Here is an 18662-nt window from a genome sequence, read left to right on the forward strand (position 1 = left end):
CAATTGAATCACCCCTTTGGCCGCTGTTCGATGTACTCGTACATGTCCGGTCGTTCTTCGAGTAGCTCCCGGAACTCCTCGAGTTGGCGCTCGAGTTCCGGGGGCGTCTCTTCGTACAGATACGCGAAGATTTCCTCAATGGCGCGCTCTTCGAAGGCGTCCGCCGCTTGCACTGCCTCGTCGAACTCGGCTTCGACTTCCTGCTCGATCGCATCCTCGTCGATTTCCTCCCAGCGCCCGGTTTCCTCGAGGAACGACCGATAGCGCTCGAGCGGATCGCGATCTTTCCATTCTTCTACCTCGTCGTCGCTTCGGTACCGGGTCGGATCGTCGCTCGTCGTGTGGGCACCGCGACGGTAGGTGACCGCTTCGACTAACACCGGGTTCCCCTCGAGCGCCCGTTCTCGAGCGGTCGAGACCGCGTTGTAGACGGCGAGGACGTCGTTGCCGTCGACTCGAATCCCGTCCATTCCGTAGGCCAGGGCCTTCTGGGCGATCGTATTCGAGTTCGTCTGCCCGTCGAACGGGAGCGAGATCGCGTACTGATTGTTCTGACAGAAGAACACGGCCGGCACCCCGAGCACGCCGGCGAAGTTCATCCCTTCGTGGAATGCGCCGGTCGAGGTCGCGCCGTCTCCGAGGTTTGCGAACGAGACGGCGTCTTCGTCGCCGAGTTGCATTCCCCAGGCTTTGCCAGTCGCCACCGGGATGTGCGATCCGATCGAGATTGCCAGGCCGAACACGTTCGCTCCTTCCATCTTCGAGGCGTCTTCGATGCCGCGCCAGTACAGGAGCAAGTCCCGCATCGAGAGCCCGTGCATCAACATCGCCCCGGCTTCGCGCCCGTACGGGAAGATCCAGTCGTCTTCGGAGAGCGCAAAGCCGCTGCCGATGATCGCGGCTTCTTGGCCCCGTCCTGAAGCGACCGTTCCGAGTTTCCCCCGGCGTTGGAGTTTCGTCGCTCGATTGTCGTACACGCGCTGAAGGAGCATCCAGCGGTACAGATCGCGAAGCGCCTCGTCGTCTAGGTCCGGTACTCGGTCGGAATCGAAGGACCCGTCCGGACGTATCACCTGATACGTCTCGATCTCGAGGTCCCCCTGGGAAAGTGGATCGACACCGACGTCTTCGGACACAGGTGGAACTGATCGCGGACTGTCGTCCATGGTATGCCTGAACTTGGCCTAATCAGTTTAATGTATCTGTCTATAGTGGCATTTCTTTCCGATTTATTCGGGCGACGGTGACGGAAAATCCTCGGGACGAACACTTCGAATGTGCGTCAATCGCGGGGATACGGGTTTTAACGACTCGAGGGGGTCTCATCGGTTTTCAATCAACTCCGTAGCAAACCAACGTGACAGGATCATGGTGTACACTATCATCTGACATGGTAATTCACCACAAACCTTTTATCGGACTGGGGGTAATATCCTCGATATGCCACCACATAGCAGGAGGACTATCCTCAAGACTGGTGCAGCAGCCACAACCGTTGGGTTGGCGGGATTAGCGGGTTGTCTCGGGGGAGACGACGAGGATACGCTCCGGTTTAACTTCGTCGTGCCGGTCGAGAATCTGGGATCGTTACTCGACATTCCGGAAATCCAGGACGAACTCGACGGACTCGGCGAGGAGTACGAACTCGAAGTTTCGCAGGACTCGAGCACGCCGGACTCGATCAACGCGCTGGCGGCGGGCGAAGCGGACATGTCCCTGGTGACGACTGAAAGCTTCGGGAGTGCTATCATCGGGGACGCCGTTCCGAGCGGCCTGACCGCGATCGCGACCGACTTCTGGGACGCTCACCCTGATTATTTCGGCTTTGAGATCTACTCGTTGCCCGACTCGGACGTGATGGAACCGGAGGATCTCGAGGGGGCGACCCTCGGCGTGAACGCGACCGGGACAGGAATCCACGCGGTGTTCGAAAAACAGCTGGATAACCTTGGGCTGGACTCGGACCAAGACGTCGAGTATAACGAGCAGGGATTTGCGACGTTCGTCGAAGGGTTGGAAGACGGCATCTTCGACGCCGCAATCTTTCCGGGGTTGTACGCGGTCGCGCCGCGAAACGAAGATTTCAACCTCGTGTTCGACAGTCAGGACGCCTTTGGCGACGACTTCGAGGACGGCTACCCGTTCGCCTACACGGTCGCGACCGGCGACGCGCTCGAAGAAAAGGAAGACCAGATTCAGGCGTGGGGGGACGATTACCTCGATATCGTCGACTACATCGAAGAGAATCGAGACGAAGTAATTTCGCTCGCGTCGGATCACTTCGAAATCGACGAGGGACAGCTAGATGAGTTCTTCATGACCGAGAACGATTACTACAGGGACCAGATCGAAATTCAGGACGAGGAACTACAGGGGATCATGGACGAGTTGGCGGATCTCGAGATCCTCGCTGACCACTTTGACGTAGGGGATCACTACACCAACGAGTATATCACGTAGGATGATAGGTCTCTGTTACCGAGTCGCACAATATTCAAATAGGATGTTATACTACTACCACTCAAAATGGTCGAAGGACACGTAACGATATCGAATCTGGAAAAAGTGTACGAGTCGGGGGACGAACGAACGAAGGCGATCGACGATCTCTCACTGGAAGTGCCCAGTGGCGAGTTTCTCAGCGTCGTCGGACCGAGCGGGTGCGGAAAAAGCACCCTTCTCTATCTGGTCGCCGGATTTCTCGAGGAGTCGACGGGGACTATCGCCGTCGACGAACAACCGATCGAGGGCCCCGGAACCGACCGAGGGGTCGTCTTTCAAGATTACGCGCTGTTTCCGTGGCGAACGGTGATGGGAAACGTCACGTACGGGCTCGAACAGGACGGCGTCCCGAAAGAACAGCGGCGGGCGACGGCACAGGAGTTCATCGATATGATGGATCTCGACGGGTTCGAGGATAAGTACCCGAAGGAGCTGTCGGGCGGGATGAAACAGCGGGTCGCACTCGCGCGAACCCTCGCGTACGATCCGAAGATACTCCTGATGGACGAGCCATTCGGCGCGCTGGATCAGCCGCTCCGTGAACTGCTTCAGGACCACCTCCTCGAGATCTGGCGCGACGTCGAGAAGACGGTGATGTTCATCACTCACGACGTCGAAGAGGCGGTGTACCTCTCCGAACGCGTGATGATCATGACGCGCCATCCCGGGACCAAAAAGACGACCATCGAGATCGACGTCGATCGAACGCAGGATAGAGAAGACATCATCATGTCGGATGCGTACACCGAAACCAAAAATCAGGTATGGCAGTCGCTACGGGAAGAGACACAACCGGAGGCACAACTCTAAACCCATGTCTTACGCCGACTTTCGATTGACGGACCTCGAGGAAACGTTGCCCGCTCCGTTCCAGCGGTTCGTCTGGTTCGTCTTCGAGTGGATCCCGTTGCTGATCGCGGCCGGGTTCTGGGAGTTCGCCAGCGGGACCTTCGTCCCCAGTGCGATCCTTCCGCCGCCGTCGGAGGTTGCGTACGTCACCTGGGAGTTGCTTGCGACTGGTGACGTTATTTCCCACTTACAGATATCGCTGTACCGCGTCGGCGTTGGACTCGCGTTGAGCATTTCGATCGGCGTGTTACTGGGCGTCGGGATGGCACGGTCAGATCCGGTCGAAGACTTCTTCGAGGTCTTCCTGGCGCTGATCTACCCCATTCCGAAAGCGGCGCTCGTCCCGCTTGCTATACTCTGGCTGGGCGTTGGAACGGAGACGGCGATCCTGATCGTCTTCCTCGCCTGCTTGCTTCCGATCGTCTTGAATAGTTACAACGCGGCCCAGAACGTCGACCAGAATCTCATCTGGTCGGCCCAGATGATGGGAATGCCCTCGTGGAAGATTCCACTGAAGGTCGTTATTCCGGCAACGATCCCGAGTATTCTCACGGGGATTCGGCAAGCGATCCCGATCGCGTTCATCGCGCTCGTGAGCGCGGAGTTGATCGCTTCGAACGAAGGCGTCGGATTCGAAATTCTGCGCTACAGCGAGGTCGGCGCGTACACGCAGATGTTCGCCGTCCTCGTGATTATCTCGGCGGCCGCGTTCTTCGCCGTCCGTGGCTACGAATGGTTAGAACGGAAGGTGGTTCGATGGACGTAAGCAACAAACTCGCCGTCGATCGCAGCGATGCGATAAACGTCGGAAAGTCGATCTACTCGCTCGTTATCGTGCTCGTCCTCTGGGAAATCGTGACCCAACTCGGCATGGTCCACTATTACTTCCTGCCGCCGCTCTCAGATATCATCGTTCGGTTCTACGAGATGACGCTGGACGGGACGCTCGTCCACCACGGCTACCTGACGGTTCGACGCGCGCTCGTCGGCCTCGTCATCGCCTGCGTGTTTGGAATTCTCGTCGGTGTGTTGAGCGCACGAAATCGCGTCGCGAGCTGGTTCTGGGATCCGATCATCGAGGTCGGCTATCCGGTTCCGGTCATCGCACTCGTTCCTGTCTTCCTGTTCTGGTTCGGGACGGGCGATCTCGCGAAGATTATCCTCGTCGCTATCGGCTGTTTCTGGCCCGTCGCGATCAACGTTCGTAACGCGACTCGAGACGTTGATGAGAACCTCATCTGGTCGGCACGAATGATGGGGACTTCGGATCGCCAACTCCTCAGAAAAGTGATCGTGCCCGCGTCAGCCCCCGGTATCATCTCCGGCATTCAGATCGCGTTACCGATATCGCTCATCATCACGTTCGTCTTCGAAATGGTCGCAGGCGGTGGTGGGCTGGGTCACATCGAGATCCAGGGCGTGCGATCGTTCGATTCGGTGCAAGTGTACGCGACGCTGATCGCGATCATGATCCTCGGATTCATCCTCGACCGGGCGCTTCGACTGATTCGCTTTCGAATCCTCTCGTGGACGTGAACTAATACTGCCGGCTGTACGTCGTTCACAATTTTCGTCGCCCCGGGGGTGTGAGGCCTTCACATAGTTACTGCCGGCAGTATAACCCGGTCGCAACGAATCATCGGTCGAGTTTGGTTTTCGCGGTGGTCGGGATTCGTCGTATGAAATGCTATAAGTGTCCCAAGCCCACATTCCAGAATGAGATTTGAGAACAATGCACGTCGCAATAATCGGTGGTGCGAGTACGATCGGCTCGACGGTTGCGTACACGCTGGCGTCGCTGGACCCGGCGCTAGATATATCACTCGTTGATAAAGCGCCGGAACCGGCGTGGGCCCACGCGATGGATATCACCCACTCGCTGTATCACGTCACGAACGCTCCGGTCGATGAATCGACGGCGGAGTCCTACGGGACGGTCCGGGGTATCGGAACCGACGAAATGGGTTCTCTCGATCCAGATGTCGTCGTTCTAACCGCCGCGGCACCCCGACCCGACGACGCTACGGATCGCGGGGCCCGCGAGGCGGAACTCGAGGCCAACCGCTCGATCGCCGACGATGTCGCCTCACAGCTCCAGTCGGTCGATCCGGTTCCGGTAGTGGTGTTGACGAATCCGATCGATCGGATCACCTACAGGCTCTGGAAGCAATCGGGTTGGCCCCGCGAGAAGTTCATCGGCTACTCGCTTTCGGAGACGGCCCGCGTTGCGTACGCGATAGCGGATCGCAAAAACGTTCATCCGAGCCGAGTTTCCTGTCCGGTGATGGGCGAACACGGCGAAGGAATCGTTCCCATCTTCTCGAGAGCCCGAATCGGTGACGATCCGGTTTCGCTGACTGACGAACAGCAGTCCGAGATCCTCGAGTACGTTCGATCGGTGCCGTTCGAAATCGCGTCGCGCCGAGGTGCGTCAGAAACGTCGAGATGGGTCACGAGCGCCGGTGTGACGAGAGTGGTGCGTTCCATACTATCCGGGGAAACTACCTCTCCGGGATGTCTCTCGACGCCGCTGGCGGGCGAATACGGCTTCGACGATGGCTGTCTCAGCGTTCCAGTTACCCTCGACTCCGGTGGCGTCACGGCGATCCACGAGTGGGAACTCGCCGACTCCGAACACGCCCAACTCGCCGACGCATTCGAGTCGGTTCGCGCGGATACAGGAGAATTCTGACACTCTCGGCTGTAACTATGTGTGAATTCTCGCACCCCCGAGCGGCGAGAATTGTGAACGACTTCCAACCGAGAGTATGTACTCGTGGCGGGGACGAAAACTAGCTTTAGCCGTCGTTTGCACCGGAAAATGGGATTCGGCAGATACTGGAGCGGCACTGGTTGCATCGAACCTGCACAATCTTTATAGTCAAATGGAGACTCGTTATATGTGTGGTACTACCAGCCATGGGTGAACTAGGATGATTGACGCGGCGGAACACCGTGTCGTCGACTGCGACTGGCACTATCAGGACTCGTTTACGGATATCGTCGAGTACATGGAGGAGCCCTGGAAGACGAAATACGAGAAGAGCAACTGGGACGCGGCGGGCGTCAAACAAAATCTGAGTTCGTTTTTCCCCACGTCGACCGGCGACCGCCAGGCCTACGGGAAGATCGAACGCGAACACTCGAACTACCCGGATAAAGCCGAAACGCCGGACAGAGTTCGGGAGGGAATGGAGTTTCTAGACGTCGACCAGAGCATCCAGATCTCTCATCTCGCACTCGCAATGGGCGGCGTACAAACCGATGACGAACGCACGCAGGCGTTTGCGAAAGCCCACATCGAGTACATGCTCGAGGAGGTTCTCGATCCGGACGACGGCGTGTACGGACTCGCGCCGCTTCCCTACAGCGATATCGAAACGTCCCTCGAGATCCTCGACCGAGTCGAAAACGAACCGGCGATAAAGGGGGCGTGTTTCATCACCGCCGGCGCGAATCCCCCCCTCGGCAACCGGAAGTACGACCCGCTGTACAAACGGTGTGAGGAAATTGGTTACCCAGTGGTCTTTCACACAGGCGGATCGGGACTGGATGACTACGTCCGAGCGGGCTATCAGGAGATGCTCGAGACGCACACGCTCGGCTTTCTCGAGTCGAACATGTCCCAACTCGTCAGCGTGACGTGTCAGGGCGTCCCCGAAAAGTTCCCGGATCTCGATATCGTGTTCATGGAATCGGGTGTCACGTACGTTCCTGGTTTGATCAGTCGCCTCGAGGAGGAGTACCTGAAACGGCCCGAAGAGGCGCCGTTGCTCGAGAAGCGACCGAGCGAGTATATCACCGACTACTACTTCGGCACCCAGCCACTCGAGGTCTCGGCCAGTCCCGACCTCCTCGAGTTGTGTTTCGATATGTTGGGGACCGATCGGTTGCTCTACGCGTCGGACTACCCGCACTGGGACTTCGATAGCCCGTCGACGATCACAGATCTCCCCTTCATCTCCGACGAAGAGCGGAAGGCTATCTTGGCGGGGAACGCTGTGGAGGTGTTCGACCTATGAGCGACGAGGGACTCGTCGAGGTCAAGGCGGCCGAATCGTTCGAGGAGGGCGACCACGAACTGGTCGACGTTCGCGGCGTCGAGGTCGGCGTCGTCCGGGACGAAGACGAGTTCTACGCGTTTCGAAACACCTGTCCGCACGACGGCGGGCCGGTGTGTACGGGTCCCGTCTCACGGAAGCTCGTCGGCGAGTTCGTCGGCCCCGGCGAACGCGTAGAGCGCTCGTTCAGCGACGAGAAGATCATCTCCTGTCCGTGGCACGGCTGGTCGTTCGACCTCGAGACGGGCGAAAACGTCGCAGATGACGGTATCGTTCTCCCGTCGTACGACGTGATCGTCGAAGACGGTGTCGTGTACGTCGACGATGGTAGGTGAGTGAACCGCAACCGCTCTCTCGGGTTACTCACGATTCGAAACGCTCTCGTCCCGGTTAATAATATACTTGTCAGTTGTACACTTTGTTCGAACGCGGTAATCGAACAGCCGATTCGCGATTAGCCGACCCGGTACACGAATAACTTCACTCCGTTCGGTTGTCGAGTACCGGACGCCACGAACACGCTCTGTGTCAACCACTCGAGATCCGAATCGGCAGTTTCGAAGGAGGGGACCGACTGGAAGTAGACCTCGTCGGGATCGACGGGCTTTCCATCCCGAAGTCGCTTGCTGGTTTCCGGCGAAGCATAGCGAATCCCCTCGTTTTCGACGTAAACGCGGGACCCGTTGTCCGTTTCGAACGCGTACTTGGCGACGAGTTCGGTCGCGCGTTCGGTCCGGTACAGCTGGTAGTCGGCTCCCGCGGCCAGGACCGTCCCCTCACACCGTCCGGAGACGGTTCCTCCACTAATCGGAATGATGCGCCGTCGACCATCGCCCGTGTCGCCGATTTCGATGGGATCGTCGACTTCGATGTCGAGTTCGAGTACCTGCTCGAGCGTTGGAATATGCGGATCCGTCTCGTGGTCTGCGTTCTCTGTACCCATGACAGAAAACTCTCACCCCTGGCAGTTATAGTTAGTGTTAGAAAATTTTAATGTGGTCGAGATTCGAGCCGATTTGCAACCGCGGTGGCTCCCGCGGTACTCCGTCGCGACTACCGACAGCCACTTCTATACGTGCACTATCACGTCGGTGAACGGTTCGTTTGCCTAAACGTTTAGTAGACTCCAGTCGAATGCTACCGTATGGCAATCCTCTGTGCAATCGACGACGATCACTCGACCGAAGCGGTCCTGACGACGGCCGACGATCTCGCTCGAGCGTTCGACGACGAACTGGTCGTCCTTTCCGTCATGACCGAAGACCGATTCGAGGCCCGAGCAAAGAACCAACCCGAATACTACGTCGACGACGCTGCTCGAGAGGCACAAACGACCGCTCGCGAAACCGCTGGCGACGTTCTTGAATCCACCGACCGAGTCGTCGCTCGTGGCAGAGTCGGTGATCCGGCCGAGGAAATTCTCGAGGTCGCAGAGCGGTTGCCCGCCAGATATCTCGTCGTGGGCGGACGGAAGCGCTCGCCCGTAGGCAAAGCGCTCTTCGGAAGCGTAACCCAGTCGATACTATTGGGCGCTTCCTCTCCCGTCGTTGCCGTCATGAGTGAGCAATAACGCCCCGAATACGGCAAATACGTCACAACGTCCCGGCTAGAGTATCACCGGATCACGGAAGCCGTGACAGCTTACTTCGGTGTACAGACGAGCACCGGCGTGTCCGATTCGAGGATCACCTGTTGTGTCACGCTCCCGAAGAGTGCTTTCCCGGTCGGCGTTCGCTTTCGACTGACGAGGCTAATTGACTCGGCCTCGAGAGTCTCTGCCTTTTCGATGATATCTCGCGCTGGATCTCCACCCGATTGGGATACCTCGACCGTGAACCCCTCTTCTTCGAGCAGTTCTGTGGCTTTCTTCACGGAACTCAGGCTCTCGACGTCCGCATTTTCGCCGTCGGAACGGAAGACGTGATAGATGTGAACCGTCGTTTGGCTTTCCTCGAAGGGCTGTCTCGTAATGGACGCTACTTGAGTCTTTGTTCGTTCGACGCTCGTGTCGATGCACAACAGTATCGTTTTCATAGGTTGGTGATCTCGTTTCCTGTCGTCACTCCGGTGGGTCGATTGCGCGACCGAAGTACGTTCTCCCACACGTTCTATTCTACTAACGTATTTCAACTACTGAGTTATATGCATTTCTATCGTTATATGTAATACAAAACTCGGCATAAAGGAGACGGCTCCTTCCAGTGTCGCTGATCGCTTTCGCCACCTCAGATGTGTGACACGACCTTGTTCCCCTTCGGCGGGTGATTCGCAACCGTAAGAGGACGTGTCCGGAGTTATTCGTCGACGAATCGTCCATATACTGCCGGCTGTAACGATGTGAAGATTCTCGCACCCCCGGGGCGACGAGAATCGTGAACGACGTACAGCCGGCAGTATTAGTCTCCCTCGAGTTGGATGTCGACGGTTTCTAGCGAACGCCGAAGGTCGTCGGGAATCTCGATTCCGCTATCGCCTCCGATGGGAACGCAGACTCGGTGCTCGGTTCCTTCGAACACGATATCGCCGTCGTGAGTGGCCGTGTATTCGAACTGCACGCTCGTTTCACCGACGGTTGGCAGCAGTTCAATTGCGACGTCGTCACCGGCCGCTATCTGTCGGTTGAAATCGAAGTCCATCGAAACGAGCGGCAACCCAAACTCATGGGTTTGGGACAGCTCCCAGAACGGCCAGCCGATGGCTTCCATACACATATCCGAAGTTTCGTGAACCGCGTCGATCATGCGAGGGTAGTGAGCGATACCGAACGGATCCGTATCCGAGAACCGTACTGTCCAGATGCGCGTAAAACTCATTGGTAACGTACTGTAGACGTGGTTTCGCCCCGTATAAATGTCGTGTGATTCCGCCGCCCCATCGGTTTTCGACCGTCTCGAAATGTGCCAGTCGATGACGGCTCCCCTGAGAATTGACAAATTAAATATTAATACTCAAAATTGATAACTCTGGGAGAGCGTTTCACCGAGCGAGCGATGCGCTCTCATTGTAGGTAACTTTTTATTACGACTGGACCACCTAGAACTACAATGGTAGAAGACGATTCGTTTGACGTCTCGCCGCGCGACATCGTTATTCTCAAAGCGAGAGTGGACCATCCCACGGCATCGACACGGAAACTCAGTCAGGTTCTCGAGTCCGAGTACGGGATTACCCTTTCACACAATCGTATCAATGAAATCCTTCGGACGATGTCCGAAGAAGAAATATTCCGAGAGACAATCCTTCCGAACCGAGAGATTTTCAGGCACTATCAGTTCCGGATCGCGTTCAACTTTCCGAACTTCGAGGAGAACTGGAGAGAGTGCTACGAAGATCTGATGAACGATCCGCATATTTTGATGTTTTTCACCGCAGACAGCAACTATCACTGGCACTGTATCACCCAGTTCAGAACGAACGATCAGATGGAACGCTGGGTACACGAGTTCTTCAAAGCCCACGGGGACCTCATTTCCGAGTTCCATAACACGATGCTTCACAGCGTCCACAAGTTCCAGACTGAGGCGGCGATCTTCGATGACATCCTCGCGGAGACCGAGGAGGGCCGCCAGTATCTCGAGCACGAAGCGTAGATCGATTAGCCACAGTATAGTCAACTTCTTTATAGCATCTCTAATATATATGGAAAATGGCCAATATTGAACAGTCCGTTGAAGGATACGGGCGTTCGTCACGTGAGACACCGAGTGGGTGTGGATACACCGAGTGGGTGGGGAACCACACACATGGAGATGGGAGAGAATCCACTGCCCATCAGAACCGAGTCGTCGTTAGCTAAATAGAGAGCCTAAGCCCCATCTTCAAGGGGTTTTGGGCGGAGTCGTTCAGGCGTTCTGTTTGGCGAATCGCTCGCGAACCTTCTCCATTTTGGGTGCCGCGTGCATCGAACAGTAGGCGTCGTTCGGATTTTTTTCGAAGTAATTCTGGTGTTTCTGTTCTGCCTCGTAGAAGGTCTCGAGCGGTTCGATTTCCGTGACGATCGGGTCATCGTACCCGCCTTCGGCCTCGAGTGCCTCGACGAACGACTCCGCGAGCTCGAGTTGTTCGTCATCGTGAGCGTAGATGGCCGACCGATACTGTGAGCCGACGTCGGGTCCCTCTCGGTCGCGAGTCGTCGGGTTGTGAATCGTAAAGAACACCTCGAGCAGTTTTTCGTAGCTGACCGTCTCCGGATCGTACTCCAGTTGCACGACTTCGGCGTGGCCAGTCGTTCCCGAACAGACCTCGCGATAGGTCGGGGTATCGGTGTCGCCGCCTGCGTAGCCCGACGTCGCCGACTCTATCCCGTCAAGTTGCTCGAACGCCGCTTCGACACACCAGAAACACCCGCCACCGAATGTCGCTTGCGCCATACCCTTACTCAGTGGTCGACGAGGAAAGGTGTGACGGGAAACTCCGCTCCGATCGACCGCTGATTCGATTCCCACCGGATCGAATCGCCGTCAGTACAGAACGTCCCATTTCAGAAGCACGCCGTCGTCGAGTTTCTCGATTTCCTCGAGCGAGAGCTCTGGATAGTTTTCGACGAAGCCGTCCCCGTCGGCGAGCGAGGGCGCATCGCGCCCACCGATGATCTGCGGGCCGACGAAGACCGATAGCTCGTCGACCAACCCATCGTCGAGTAAGGAAAAGATGAGTTCACCGCCGCCTTCGACCATAATTTGTTCGAGCCCTTCCTGCTGGAGCGTCGCGAAGGCGCGAAGGAGGTCGACGCGGTCGTCACCGGCCGTGATGAGTGTCGCCCGTTCGGAGAGGTCCATCCGTCGTTCGACCGGCGCGCTTTCGGCGACGCAGAGAAACGTTCGAGCCTCGTCGTCGACGACGTGTGCGTCCGGCGGCGTTCTGGCGTTCGAGTCGACGACAACGCGCACAGGATTTGCTGACTCTCCGGCCTCAACGCGGCTCTCCCGGTGCCCGCTCCCTTTGACGGTAAGCCGGGGGTCGTCTGCGAGTACCGTTCCGACGCCGACGACGATTGCATCGCTGTCGGCACGGAGGCGGTCGACGCGGGAGAAGTCTTCGTCTCCGCTGATTCGAACCTGTTCGCGGCGCCTCGAGGAGAGTTTTCCGTCCGCGCTCATCGCAGCGTTGACGACGACGTGCATACGGGACCTCTAACGCGTTCGGTAAAGAATCCAGTGTCCTCACTACGGAGCGCGGAAACCGGGGACGTTTTCATGGATACCAGCGAACGATCCGGTGTCTATGCCGAACGACTCCGAGGACCAGCCTCACGTCCCAATCGTTTGCGAACAGTGTGAGACGACGGCTCGAGTAGCCCTTTCCGAGTTGGCGGAGACGCTCACGGGACACAATGAGCGATTGCACGATGGCGAGGAACTGGCGGTCGTCGATCCCGACGTCGCCGATTCACTGGCCGATCTAATCGCTGACGATATGGGGTTGTTCGACGACGGCGCGTGATTGCCCTCGAGTACCCCCTTCTTGCTGATGCTTCTCGCTCGATATCAAAAACACCGGAACCCGTTTCGGAAAAGCGCGGTCGTTCAGGTGTCTATCACGAAGTCGATATCGGTCCCAACACCTGTGCGGGAACCGGTCGGTCTCGACGCCGTTAGGCTCGAACCAGGCGAGATGGAAACTAGCACATCATAGAATAGTGTCACGACGGCGACGTAGGCGTATCGAAGCTGGGACGTACGCAACAGCCAACGATTGTATTCTCAAAGAGTATTCGTCGTAGTTCTCTCTCTCTTGCCCGTGTTTTTCCGTAATTAGTGACCCTCGGCCACGGGATATATACGAGCCCCTATCCATTCTAGGACCAACGTTGGTGGTCGAAGATACAATGGAACGGGCACTCCTTCGGCGACAGGAATTACTTGAGGCGCTGGTGGACGCCCCCGGTACGAAACCCGAACTCGTCGACCGTATCGCAGTTTCTCGATCGACGGTCGATCGCGGTATCGCTGATTTGCTGGAACGAGACTGTGTCGAGAAAGTCGATTCTCGATTTCAATTGACTGAAACCGGTCGACTGGCACTCGAGGCCCGTCTCGAATTCAGAACAATAATCGACCAAATTCAGGATGCGACGCCGTTGTTGGACGTTACTGGCCTTGATTCGGTCTCGCTCGACCTTCTCCGTGGCGCAACGATCAACGTCGCTGATCCGCGACACCCGTGGAAGGTGCTCGAGCGGAGCGACGAGATTGTCAACGCTGCAAATGCGATGTATGGAACGGGTCCCGCTGTCTTTCCGAGATTCTTCGATGACATCTCCCGATCCGTGGAAAATCAGGGGCTGTTCTGTGAACTCGTATTAGATGACGCGGTGTTCGACTCTCTCGACGCGAGTCGCATTCAGATGTTACGCGAACTCGTCAAAGGCGATAACGGCTCCCTGTTTCTGACGGATTTGGACGACTCGTTCGCGGTCTGGATTTTTGATCTTCCGGACGAGGAATATGCTGGAATCACCGTTTACGGTTCTGCCGGCATCGAGGGTATTATCTATAACGACACCCCGAACGCGGTATCGTGGGCTCGCAAGGAGTATCGGGAACGAAAAGAAGCGGCTGAGCTCCTGTGGGACTTTCAGTAGCCGGGTATCAGTTGGACGCAGATCTTCCGGGGCAGGTATCCGTTCTTCAGGAGCGAGTGCCTACCGTCGATCGATTTTTGTGTCGAACCCTTCGTTAGTAATCGTGATCGTGACTCGGTCGACGACCGGGTAATAGACCTTACAGTGATTGCCGTCAGCCTGGACGCTCACACCGGACGTGATGAGGCCCGCGTCCTCAAGGCTGTTCAATCGTCGGTAGATGGTGACCTTCGAACCCTCACAGCGCTCTCGCAGTTCGGCCGCTGTCGATGGACTCTCTTTGAGCGCCTCGAGGATCCCTGCTGCGTATTCGTCGCTAAGAAGGGACATTACGTCGGCGATGTCGATCTCGGTCTCGGGTGTTTCGGTTGTTTGAATCATACCTGATCGTACAGCGCAACACATATTCAATTCTGTTACAATACTATCAATACAAACGATACTACTATAGTATAGTTACTATCTATACTATCTATAATGACACGAGACACGGAACTTCGGTCAATCGTCGAGGTCCACATCGCCCCGCTGGGATACGAGTTCGATCGAATCAAAGAGCCCGTTCTGGAGTACAACGCGGATATACTCTATCTGCTCCGCGACCCCCAGCAGGAACGCCTCGACTATCACACGGCGCTAGAAACGACACTCACCGAACACGGCGTTTCCGTCAATTTCCGCAAAATCGATCTCGGAGACATGTACGATGTTCTGGGCGAAATCACGACGATCGCTGATAGTTATGCCGACGACATCGTTCGAATCAATGTCTCGAGCGGCCCAAAACTGGCCGCGATCGGTGCCGCGCTGGCCTGTATGGCCACCGACGCGAGCGGCTATTACGTCCACCCGGAGTCCAGATCCCATCCCGTCGAAGAGACGCCGCGGACGAAGGGGATGCGGGTTGCCGAGCAACTCCCGTCGTACCCCCTCGAGACGCCGACGGAAGATCAGGTACAGATACTGAACTACATCGACGATACGGACGATTCGACGTACACGCCGAAAAAGAGCGATCTGATCACCTTCGCAGAGGAAGCCGGACTCGATTTCATCACGAGATCCGAGCCTGCGAACGACAAAGCGAAATTTGCGCTGTTAAACAACCGGGTGATCACGCCGCTCGTCGACAACGGATATGTTCAGGTCGAATCCGTCGGCCGATCCAAACAGGTCTCCCTGACGGACACCGGCCACAACGCGTTACGAGCGTTTCGTCACAAACTGTAGGTGTAGATAAACTGTAGGTGTAGACCTGGGGACCTCGAAACGGTGATTGTCGAACTCGAGGGCCGCGGGGTGAGCGTTACGAAATATCGGCACCCACCGCTTCTTCGACGGATCGGTACCCATCGCGTGCGAGTAAGCCGGCCAGCCCCTTGTTGATAGCTTTCGCGGTCGAGGGGCCGTTGTACACAAAACCGGTGTATAGCTGTACCAGCGAAGCGCCGGCCCTGATCTTCTCGTAGGCGCTTTCGGCCGAATCGACGCCGCCGACGCCGACGATCGGCAAGTCGGTGTGCTCGGCGATCGTTCGAATAATTTCGGTAGACCGATCCTCAAGCGGAGCGCCGCTCAGCCCGCCCCACTCCTGTTGGTTCGGCGACTCGAGTCCGTCTCTGCTCGTCGTCGTATTCGTTGCGATGATCCCGTCGAGCTCGAACTCCTCGACGATGTCGACCAGGTCGAGTATCGATTCCTCGGGGGAATCGGGGCCGATTTTGACGAGGATCGGAACGTCACGGTCGTTTTCGACTTCGATCGTCTCGAAAACTGCCCGAAGGTGTTCGGGGGAAGACTCGTCGAACTCCTCGGGCGTGTTTGGACAGGAAACGTTGACGACAACGTAGTCCGCAAACGGAGAGAGTCGGTCGAAAACGCGCCGATAGTCTTCGATCGCCTCGCGCTCGCCCGAGGTATTCATTTTGCCGATATTGACACCAAGGGGAATAGACGGGAGCCCGTCTCGCTGGAGTCGTTCCTTGACGCGTTCCATTCCGTGACCGTTGAACCCCATTCGGTTGACCATCGCCTCGTCCTCCCGAAGACGGAACAGGCGCGGCCGCCGGTTGCCCTCTTGTGGATAGGGCGTGACGGTTCCGATTTCGACGAACCCGAACCCGAGCGCCGACAGCGCGTGAGTCACTTCCGCGTTCTTGTCGAACCCGGCCGCGACGCCGACCGGGTTCGAAAATTTGGTTCCGAACCGTTCGATTTCGAGAGCGGGGTTTTCGAACCGGTATGCGGCGGCCAGCCCGGCTCTTGTCGGCCGCGTCGATTGTGCCACCCGGAGTGCCCCCTTCCCGAGTTCGTGGGCCGTCTCGGCCGGCAGTTTGAACGCGAGCGGCCGAATTCTCGAGTAGATGCTCATGAATACCGGTGCGAACGCCGGATAAGTAAACCTCTCGAAGGACGTCTTCTCTCCGTTCGAGAGCCGCTTCGGCGTCCTTCTTCGAACATCAATTCCGGTGGGAAATTCCTGACTCAGTCCTGCCTTCGGCGTCCAAACGAGTTAGCAAGGAATGCGGGCGGCGTTCTTGTGCTTCACTGCCGACGTTTCTCGTCGTCAGCGGGATTTTTGCGGCCCGTGGATCTCTCTCCGGCGACTCGAGCAATGGGAATATCGAACAGTCAAGATTCGTTTCGACTCTTATCCGCAGGCGACTCGCCAACCCACTCTGCGTCCGGACCGAACTCGTCCTCGAGCAACGCTGGAACGTCCTCAGGCTGGATATCCGAGTACCATTCGTTTCGGGGCTGAATCGTTATCGCCGTCCCTCCTTCACTACAGAGTCCGAGACAACCCGTCGTGGTGACGCCGATCGGGGACCAGAAGGCGTTTCGCTCTCGGAGCCAGGATTTGATGGCCTCGAGCGTCTCGGTCGCGCCGACGTCGCCACAACAGGCGTGCTCCGAATCTCGGTCGTTCGTACAGACGAAGACGAACTGCTCGAGTCGCTCACGCTGTTCGTCCGTCCGTCGCTTCATTCGTCGCCACCGTTCGATTGCAATCCTCGGTTCACTGGCATGGTACTCAAATATGCTTTATCTAATAAAAGTCTACTTTATCTCTGCCGGCGCGCCGGGGTGTTTTCCACTAAATGAGATGAATTGACATATGTGGGAAGTGACTAAATGTTTCGATATCTAATCAAAATCTCACTATTCGGTCAATAATGGGTTTCGTCGCGACCACGTCTCACGGCGGTCACTGCAGATATTTCCGCAAACCCGCCTGCGTCTCCGGTTCATAACGAAATAGTTTTCCTACGGGTACCGCTTGGGTCGAGTAACAGCAGTAAAGCTATGACAAACACACGACGGTCTCCCGGAGGGACGTGCCGTGGCGGCTAACAAAATACTCGTTCCGCTGTCGGACACGGTTACTGTCCGTCAGACGGTCGGGTACGCCGTCCAGTCCGCTCTCGAGGACGCCGACGAACTCGAGTGTCACCTCGTGGTTGCGATCCCACATGACGGTGACGGCCCGGCAGGCGAATCGATTATTGGCGAAGCCGAACAACTCCTCGAACGGGCGGCAAGTTGGGTCCACGAGGACGCCGGCAGTGTGAGCGTTTCGGTTCACACGGCCGTTCTCGGGACGAAAGAGTACCTATTTGGTCCTCGAGAGTACGCCGAAGAGTTTGCAACCTATGCGGGCGAGTATGGTATCGATTGCGTCGTCCTCGATCCTGAATACCAACCCGGCGTGACCGCACCGATGCTCCAACCGCTCGAGCGTGAACTGTCGAACGTCGGGCTCGAGTACGACGAAGCTCCGGTCGAACGACCGGCCAAGCACGAACGACTTGTCGGACAGGCGAGTTTCGACCGAATGTTTGCACTTTTCTGGGTTTCTTACGGATTCTACCTTATTCTGGGCGATCCGACGTACTGGTTCGATCTCGTAACGGGTGCGGCCGTCGCGGGTATCGTCTCTCTCACGCTCTCAAATATCACCTTCACTGTCGCCCCCGATCGGATCAAGTCTCCGCTTCGGACCCTCCGATTTGGCCTCTACGTGCCGTATTTGATCTTCGAAATCGTCAAGGCCAACCTGGCGATCTCGGTCGTTATCCTGCGACCGTCGATGCCGATCGACCCGTCGCTAACGAGGGTAAATGCCCGCGTTCGCAGTGGACTTCCGTTGCTCGCGCTCGCAAACAGCATAACGCTTACACCCGGAACGCTTGCCGTGCGAGCGAACGATCAACGGCTGATCGTGCACACGCTGATTCCGAGCGCACGTGAGGACCTGTTCGACGGCAGTCTCGAGCGTGCGGTCCGGTTCGTGTTCCACGGTCGCGACTCCGCGTCTATCGCGACGCCGAAAGAACGTGGAGACACCGAAATAATCGAGGGTGAGGACCTATGACTACTGAACTCATTAATGACATCTTTCTCGTGGCGGCAGCCCTGTTCGTCGTTCTCGCAATCGCAATGTTCTACCGCGCCGTCGCGGGGCCGACGACCCAGGATCGACTGCTTGCCGTGAACGTCCTCGGGACGAACACGGTCGTGATCCTCGCCCTGCTCGCAGCCGGGCTCGATCAGCCGTGGTTCCTCGACGTGGCGCTCATTTACGCGTTGCTCAACTTCCTGATGGCTATCGCCATCTCGAAGTTCACGGTCGAACGGGGTGGGGTCCTATGACCGATATCGTTACC

23 protein-coding genes are annotated in these 18662 nt (G+C 57.2%); 14 read left to right on the forward strand and 9 right to left on the reverse strand.

From position 1 onward, the window contains the following. Positions 1-8: 8 nt before the first annotated feature. On the reverse strand, positions 9-1166 hold the full coding sequence (pdhA, locus tag QNM96_RS18280; RefSeq protein ID WP_283838152.1) for a pyruvate dehydrogenase (acetyl-transferring) E1 component subunit alpha: 1158 nt from the start codon (positions 1164-1166) through the stop codon (positions 9-11). A gap of 274 nt (positions 1167-1440) precedes the next feature. Here pdhA and QNM96_RS18285 point away from each other — a divergent pair, with 274 nt between their 5' ends. The 7 genes from QNM96_RS18285 (at position 1441) to QNM96_RS18315 (ending at position 7747) form a co-directional block, all read left to right on the forward strand. Next, positions 1441-2460, forward strand: coding sequence for an ABC transporter substrate-binding protein (locus tag QNM96_RS18285; protein ID WP_283838153.1), 1020 nt, complete (start codon positions 1441-1443; stop codon positions 2458-2460). Positions 2461-2526: 66 nt separating this feature from the next. Further along, positions 2527-3312: an ABC transporter ATP-binding protein gene (locus QNM96_RS18290; protein WP_283838154.1), complete on the forward strand. Its 786-nt coding sequence runs from the start codon at positions 2527-2529 to the stop codon at positions 3310-3312. Positions 3313-3316: 4 nt separating this feature from the next. Beyond that, the gene (locus QNM96_RS18295) at positions 3317-4117 is read left to right on the forward strand and encodes an ABC transporter permease (protein ID WP_283838155.1); all 801 of its coding nucleotides are present in this window, start codon (positions 3317-3319) and stop codon (positions 4115-4117) included. Beyond that, a complete protein-coding gene (locus QNM96_RS18300; protein WP_283838156.1) occupies positions 4108-4887 on the forward strand; it encodes an ABC transporter permease in 780 nt (259 codons plus the stop codon). Before QNM96_RS18295 ends, QNM96_RS18300 begins: the two co-directional genes overlap by 10 nt. 196 nt (positions 4888-5083) lie before the next feature. Next, entirely contained in the window at positions 5084-6043 is a 960-nt protein-coding gene (locus QNM96_RS18305) for a lactate dehydrogenase (RefSeq protein WP_283838157.1), read from the forward strand. A 241-nt stretch (positions 6044-6284) separates the two neighbouring features. After that, entirely contained in the window at positions 6285-7373 is a 1089-nt protein-coding gene (locus QNM96_RS18310) for an amidohydrolase family protein (RefSeq protein ID WP_283838158.1), read from the forward strand. Continuing rightward, positions 7370-7747, forward strand: coding sequence for a Rieske 2Fe-2S domain-containing protein (locus QNM96_RS18315; RefSeq protein ID WP_283838159.1), 378 nt, complete (start codon positions 7370-7372; stop codon positions 7745-7747). Before QNM96_RS18310 ends, QNM96_RS18315 begins: the two co-directional genes overlap by 4 nt. Before the next feature lie 119 nt (positions 7748-7866). Here QNM96_RS18315 and QNM96_RS18320 read toward each other — a convergent pair whose 3' ends face one another. After that, positions 7867-8355, reverse strand: coding sequence for a DUF3237 domain-containing protein (locus QNM96_RS18320; protein ID WP_283838161.1), 489 nt, complete (start codon positions 8353-8355; stop codon positions 7867-7869). 201 nt (positions 8356-8556) lie between these two features. Between QNM96_RS18320 and QNM96_RS18325 the strand changes: the two genes are divergently transcribed. Further along, the gene (locus QNM96_RS18325) at positions 8557-8982 is read left to right on the forward strand and encodes a universal stress protein (RefSeq protein WP_283838162.1); all 426 of its coding nucleotides are present in this window, start codon (positions 8557-8559) and stop codon (positions 8980-8982) included. A gap of 71 nt (positions 8983-9053) precedes the next feature. Here QNM96_RS18325 and QNM96_RS18330 read toward each other — a convergent pair whose 3' ends face one another. Together QNM96_RS18330 and QNM96_RS18335 are read right to left on the reverse strand one after the other, a co-directional pair. Then, positions 9054-9446, reverse strand: a complete 393-nt coding sequence (locus QNM96_RS18330; RefSeq protein WP_283838164.1) for a universal stress protein — start codon at positions 9444-9446, stop codon at positions 9054-9056. 362 nt (positions 9447-9808) lie between these two features. Continuing rightward, a complete protein-coding gene (locus QNM96_RS18335; RefSeq protein ID WP_283838166.1) occupies positions 9809-10225 on the reverse strand; it encodes an acyl-CoA thioesterase in 417 nt (138 codons plus the stop codon). Positions 10226-10456: 231 nt separating this feature from the next. Here QNM96_RS18335 and QNM96_RS18340 point away from each other — a divergent pair, with 231 nt between their 5' ends. Beyond that, complete coding sequence (locus tag QNM96_RS18340; RefSeq protein WP_283838168.1) at positions 10457-11002, forward strand: helix-turn-helix domain-containing protein; 546 nt, start codon at positions 10457-10459, stop codon at positions 11000-11002. Between the two features lie 252 nt (positions 11003-11254). On the opposite strand, the gene msrA is transcribed toward QNM96_RS18340, so the two are convergent. Then, positions 11255-11782 (reverse strand): peptide-methionine (S)-S-oxide reductase MsrA, encoded by a 528-nt coding sequence (gene msrA, locus QNM96_RS18345; RefSeq protein WP_283838169.1) that lies wholly within the window; start codon positions 11780-11782, stop codon positions 11255-11257. A gap of 90 nt (positions 11783-11872) precedes the next feature. Then, positions 11873-12535, reverse strand: a complete 663-nt coding sequence (locus QNM96_RS18350) for a 2,5-diamino-6-(ribosylamino)-4(3H)-pyrimidinone 5'-phosphate reductase (protein ID WP_283838170.1) — start codon at positions 12533-12535, stop codon at positions 11873-11875. 100 nt (positions 12536-12635) lie between these two features. Between QNM96_RS18350 and QNM96_RS18355 the strand changes: the two genes are divergently transcribed. Both QNM96_RS18355 and QNM96_RS18360 read left to right on the forward strand, forming a co-directional pair. Further along, positions 12636-12854 carry a hypothetical protein gene (locus QNM96_RS18355; protein WP_283838171.1) on the forward strand — a complete coding sequence of 73 codons (219 nt, stop codon included), beginning with the start codon at positions 12636-12638 and terminating at the stop codon, positions 12852-12854. A gap of 385 nt (positions 12855-13239) precedes the next feature. Further along, positions 13240-13995, forward strand: coding sequence for a hypothetical protein (locus QNM96_RS18360; protein ID WP_283838172.1), 756 nt, complete (start codon positions 13240-13242; stop codon positions 13993-13995). Positions 13996-14055: 60 nt separating this feature from the next. Here QNM96_RS18360 and QNM96_RS18365 read toward each other — a convergent pair whose 3' ends face one another. Continuing rightward, positions 14056-14376: a winged helix-turn-helix domain-containing protein gene (locus tag QNM96_RS18365; protein ID WP_283838174.1), complete on the reverse strand. Its 321-nt coding sequence runs from the start codon at positions 14374-14376 to the stop codon at positions 14056-14058. Between the two features lie 96 nt (positions 14377-14472). Here QNM96_RS18365 and QNM96_RS18370 point away from each other — a divergent pair, with 96 nt between their 5' ends. Then, complete coding sequence (locus QNM96_RS18370) at positions 14473-15225, forward strand: DUF6293 family protein (RefSeq protein ID WP_283838176.1); 753 nt, start codon at positions 14473-14475, stop codon at positions 15223-15225. Between the two features lie 76 nt (positions 15226-15301). Here the strand turns inward: QNM96_RS18370 and QNM96_RS18375 are convergent, their stop codons facing one another. Next, complete coding sequence (locus QNM96_RS18375; RefSeq protein WP_283838177.1) at positions 15302-16366, reverse strand: quinone-dependent dihydroorotate dehydrogenase; 1065 nt, start codon at positions 16364-16366, stop codon at positions 15302-15304. A 260-nt stretch (positions 16367-16626) separates the two neighbouring features. Next, the gene (locus QNM96_RS18380; RefSeq protein WP_283838178.1) at positions 16627-16983 is read right to left on the reverse strand and encodes a (2Fe-2S) ferredoxin domain-containing protein; all 357 of its coding nucleotides are present in this window, start codon (positions 16981-16983) and stop codon (positions 16627-16629) included. A gap of 355 nt (positions 16984-17338) precedes the next feature. Between QNM96_RS18380 and QNM96_RS18385 the strand changes: the two genes are divergently transcribed. Continuing rightward, a complete protein-coding gene (locus QNM96_RS18385; RefSeq protein WP_283838179.1) occupies positions 17339-18370 on the forward strand; it encodes a monovalent cation/H+ antiporter subunit E in 1032 nt (343 codons plus the stop codon). Next, on the forward strand, positions 18367-18648 hold the full coding sequence (locus QNM96_RS18390) for a cation:proton antiporter (RefSeq protein WP_283838180.1): 282 nt from the start codon (positions 18367-18369) through the stop codon (positions 18646-18648). The genes QNM96_RS18385 and QNM96_RS18390 overlap by 4 nt, the downstream gene beginning before the upstream one ends. The last annotated feature ends 14 nt before the right edge of the window (positions 18649-18662 follow it).

The sequence above is a fragment of the Halostagnicola sp. A-GB9-2 genome (genome assembly GCF_030068615.1).
GTDB lineage: Archaea > Halobacteriota > Halobacteria > Halobacteriales > Natrialbaceae > Halostagnicola.